The 3,718-nt window shown below is 74.0% G+C and carries 4 protein-coding genes; 3 read left to right on the top strand and 1 reads right to left on the bottom strand.

Features of this window, described 5'->3' with window-relative positions; translation table 11 throughout:
* Window positions 1–131: 131 nt before the first annotated feature.
* A complete protein-coding gene (locus tag EF918_RS33700; RefSeq protein ID WP_125652691.1) occupies window positions 132–872 on the bottom strand; it encodes a VOC family protein in 741 nt (246 codons plus the stop codon).
* 85 nt (window positions 873–957) lie between these two features.
* Here EF918_RS33700 and EF918_RS33695 point away from each other — a divergent pair, with 85 nt between their 5' ends.
* From EF918_RS33695 to EF918_RS33685, 3 genes are read left to right on the top strand one after another with little or no spacing between them, the layout of a single operon-like run.
* Window positions 958–1,500 carry a transcriptional regulator gene (locus tag EF918_RS33695; RefSeq protein WP_125652690.1) on the top strand — a complete coding sequence of 181 codons (543 nt, stop codon included), beginning with the start codon at window positions 958–960 and terminating at the stop codon, window positions 1,498–1,500.
* Complete coding sequence (locus tag EF918_RS33690; RefSeq protein WP_260610928.1) at window positions 1,497–2,795, top strand: MFS transporter; 1,299 nt, start codon at window positions 1,497–1,499, stop codon at window positions 2,793–2,795. The genes EF918_RS33695 and EF918_RS33690 overlap by 4 nt, the downstream gene beginning before the upstream one ends.
* A gap of 2 nt (window positions 2,796–2,797) precedes the next feature.
* On the top strand, window positions 2,798–3,715 hold the full coding sequence (locus EF918_RS33685) for an NAD(P)-dependent oxidoreductase (protein ID WP_125652689.1): 918 nt from the start codon (window positions 2,798–2,800) through the stop codon (window positions 3,713–3,715).
* Window positions 3,716–3,718 lie beyond the last annotated feature (3 nt).

The raw sequence follows: 3,718 nt of genomic DNA, 5'->3' as shown, positions 1-3,718 counted from the left end.
GCCCCGGGAGGCCGCGCCCGGTCATGCGGAATCCTCCCGGTCCGGCCCCGCCCCGGGGGCGGGGCCGGACCGGGAGGATTCCGCATGACCGGGCGCGGCCTCCCGGGGCCGTGGCCGGAGCCGTGGTGGGGTCAGGCAGGGGCGAGGAGGCAGAACTCGTTGCCTTCGGGGTCGGTCAGAATCGTCCAGTGGATGGCGGACTGGTCGACACCGGGGTCGCCGGCGCCCAGCGCGCGCAGTCGGGCTTCCTCCGCTGCGATGTCGTCCCCGCGGTAGGGGCGCACGTCGAGGTGGACGCGGTTCCACACGGTCTTGGTGTCGGCCGTGCGGACGAACTCCAGGTACGGGCCGACGCCTTGGGCGGAGCGCAGGGTCGCCTGGTCGTCGGTGACCTCGTGCACCGTCCAGTCGGTCGCCTCGCCCCAGAACCGGGCCATCTCCCGCGGGTCGGCACAGTCGACCACCACCGCGGCGATCGGCCCGGTGTCCCGGTAGATCGGGCGGGGCTCCAGGACGCAGAACTCGTTGCCCTCCGGGTCGGCCATGACCGTCCAGGGGACGTCGTCGCCCTGGCCCACGTCGGCGAGCGTCGCGCCGAGATCCTTCAGGCGTGCGATCAGCTCCTCCTGATGGGCCGTCGAGGTGGTGGCCAGATCGAGGTGCACCCGGTTCTTGACCGTCTTGGGCTCCGGGCGGGCGATGAGGTCGATGCAGACCGCCGTGGGGTCGGGGTAGCTGAACCCCACGGGTTCGAGGTTGGTCACTCCGGGTCCCTCGCTGTCGAGCCCCCAGCCGAGCGCCTCCGCCCAGAACCGGCCGAGCGCCGCGTCGTCATGGGCCTTCATGTTGATCTGCACAAGTCGTGTTGCCATGCCGCAGATCCTAAAGCTGCTGGTCGGCGGGCCGGCCCCGGCACACCTCTTGCGCAATGGTCAAGAAATGTTGACCATTGGGGCCATGCCAACCGATGATCTTCCCGAGGCGTTCCACGTCACCACGGACGAGCAGCTGCGCGCCGTCTCCAACCTCACCCGCCACCGCATCATGGCCGTGCTCCGTTTCGAGCCCGCGACCATCACGCAGATCGCCGGGCGCGTGGGCCTGGCGAAGGGCAGTTCCAGCTATCACGTACGCCTGCTCGAACGGGCCGGTCTGGTGAAGGTGGTCCGGACGCGGAAGGTCCGGGGGGTCACCGAGCGGTACTACGCCATGGCCGCGCGCTCGATCGTGCTGCCGGACCCGGGCGAGGGAGGCCCTGACGTGCTGATGCGGCACGCCGTGGCCGACCTGGAGGCAGCGCCGAAGGACGGCGAGCGGCACGTACGGATGGCCCATCTGCGGCTCACCGAGGAGCAGTTCGCGGAGCTGGGGGCGCGGCTGCAGGCCCTGGCGGACGAGTACCGCGCGCTGTCCGATCCTTCGCTGCCGGACGCGTCGCTCGTCTTCGCGCTGTTCCACCCGGCATCGGGCCGGCACACCGAAGGGAACGACGCCAAGTGACGCAAGGCACAAAGAAATTGCCCGTCGGGTTCGGACGGCTGTGGACCGCGCAGACCGTGTCCTCGCTCGGTGACGGGGTGACGCACGCCGCGCTGCCGCTGCTCGCGCTGACGTTGACACGGGATCCGCTGGCGCTCGCCGTCGTCACGGCCGCCGGAACGCTGCCCTGGCTGCTCTTCGGGGTGCTGGGCGGTGCGCTGGTCGACCGCTGGGACCGGCGGCGCACGATGTGGGTCACGGACGCGGCGCGGGCGGTGCTGCTCGTGGTACCGGCCGCCGCGGCCGCCCTCGACGTGCTGAGCATTCCCCTGCTCGCCGCCGTCGCCTTCCTCCTCGGCCTCGGCGGGCTCTTCTTCGACACGGCCGCCACGGCGTACCTGCCGGATCTGCTCGGCCGCGATCCGGTGCTCCTGGAACGCGCCAACTCCCGCCTGCGCGGCACCCAGACCGCCGCTTCCGGCTTCGCCGGGCCGCCCGCGGGCAGTGCCCTGCTCGCGCTCGGGCGAGCGGTCCCGCTGCTCGCCGACGCGGTCTCGTTCGCGCTCTGCGCCCTGCTCGTACGGTCCCTGCCCGCCGCGCCCCGACCGGTTCCGCAGGTCCGTGAGTCCCTGCTGCGGCAGGCGCGGGCCGGTGCCTCGTACGTGTTCCGGGACCGGCTGCTGCTCGGGCTGGCGCTGCGGCCGGCGGTCGGGAACGTCGCCTTCCTCGCCGTGGAGACCGTCCTCGCCCTCTTCGCGCACGAGCGGCTCGGCATCGGCGCCTTCGGCTTCGGCCTGCTCCTCACGGCGGAGGCGGCCGGCGGCCTGCTCGGCGCGGGCATCGCCTCCTTCCTCGGCCGGCGACTGGGCACCGGCACCGCGCTGACCTGCACCGCCGCGGTCGAGGGACTCGCCGTCCTGGGACTTGCCGCCGCCCCCGACCCGTACGTCGCCGGGCTCGCGCTCGCCGTCTGCGGCGCGGGCATGGGCGCCACCATGGTGCTGGCGCCCTCCCTCCGGCAGGCGATCGTGCCCGCCCACCTGATGGGCCGGGTCGCCTCCACCTCGCGCATGCTCGCCATGTGCGCGGCTCCGTTCGGCGCGCTCCTCGGCGGCTGGCTGGCCACCGCCTACGACGTACGCACCCCGCTCTTCGCCGCCGCCGGCCTCCTCCTCACCATGACCACCGTCACCGCGACCATGACCAGCAACCGCCGCGTCGAGGCGGCCCTGCGTGCCGCCGCCGGGCCCGGCGGCGAGGTGTCAGGTTTCGACCACGTCGGCGGTCATACGGTCGTACCCACTTCAGGAGGCTGACGATGAGAGTTCTGCTCGCGGGCGCGACGGGGGCCATCGGCCGACCGCTCACCCGGGCGCTGCGGGACGGCGGGCACCAGGTGCTGGCGCTCGCCCGGACGGACCGGTCCGCGGCGGTCGTGCACACCCTGGGCGCCCAGCCCGTCCGGGCGGACGCCCTGGACCGGGACGGTCTGCTGCGCGCGCTGCACGGCGTATCGGCCGACGCGGTGATCCACCAGCTCACGGCGCTCAAGGCGCCCCGGCGGACGCTGACCGCGGACGACCCCAGCAATGTGCTGCGCGAGCGCGGCACCACGAACCTCCTGGAGGCCGCGGAGGCGGTCGGGGCCGCCCGGTTCCTCACCCAGTCCCTGGTCCTCGGCTACGGGTACCGGGACCACGGGGAACGTTTCCTCACCGAGGAGGACCCGTTCGGCGTGTACGGCGGCAACGTCGCCGACCACGTCGTGACCGGGCTGGTCGAGGCCGAGGGCCGGCTCTTCGAGGCCGGGCACGTGGCGGGCTGCGCCCTGCGGTACGGGGTGTTCTACGGCCCCGGGACCTGGTTCGACCCGATGCCGGGGAGCCGGGCCGTCCCCGTGCCCCGGAGCGGGGGCGGGACGGTGCCGTGGGTCCACGTGGAGGACGCCGCCGCGGCCACCGTCGCGGCGTTGGAGAAGGGGCGGGCGGGCGAGGCGTACCACATCGTCGACGAGCGGCCCTCGACCTGGGGCGAGCTGGGCGCGGCCCGCTCGGCTGCGGCCGGCGGCCGCGGGCTGCGGCTGCCCGGGTGGGCGTTGCGGCTGGTGGTGCCCTACCTCGGGGCGCTGATGCTGGACACCCACCTGCGGGTCTCGGGCGCGAAGGCGGCCCGGGAACTCGGCTGGACCCCGCGATACCGCGACCACCGGACGGGGATGGGCCTCCGCCCCGCGTGACGG

The sequence above is a fragment of the Streptomyces sp. WAC06614 genome, from assembly GCF_003949795.1.
GTDB lineage: Bacteria > Actinomycetota > Actinomycetes > Streptomycetales > Streptomycetaceae > Streptomyces.
This window is presented reverse-complemented; position numbering and strand designations above follow the sequence as displayed.

Coding starts and splice junctions, on each gene's coding strand:
- EF918_RS33695 (WP_125652690.1), top strand. CDS start 958: ATGCCAACCGATGATCTTCCCGAGGCGTTCCACGTCACCACGGACGAG.
- EF918_RS33700 (WP_125652691.1), bottom strand. CDS start 872: ATGGCAACACGACTTGTGCAGATCAACATGAAGGCCCATGACGACGCG.
- EF918_RS33685 (WP_125652689.1), top strand. CDS start 2,798: ATGAGAGTTCTGCTCGCGGGCGCGACGGGGGCCATCGGCCGACCGCTC.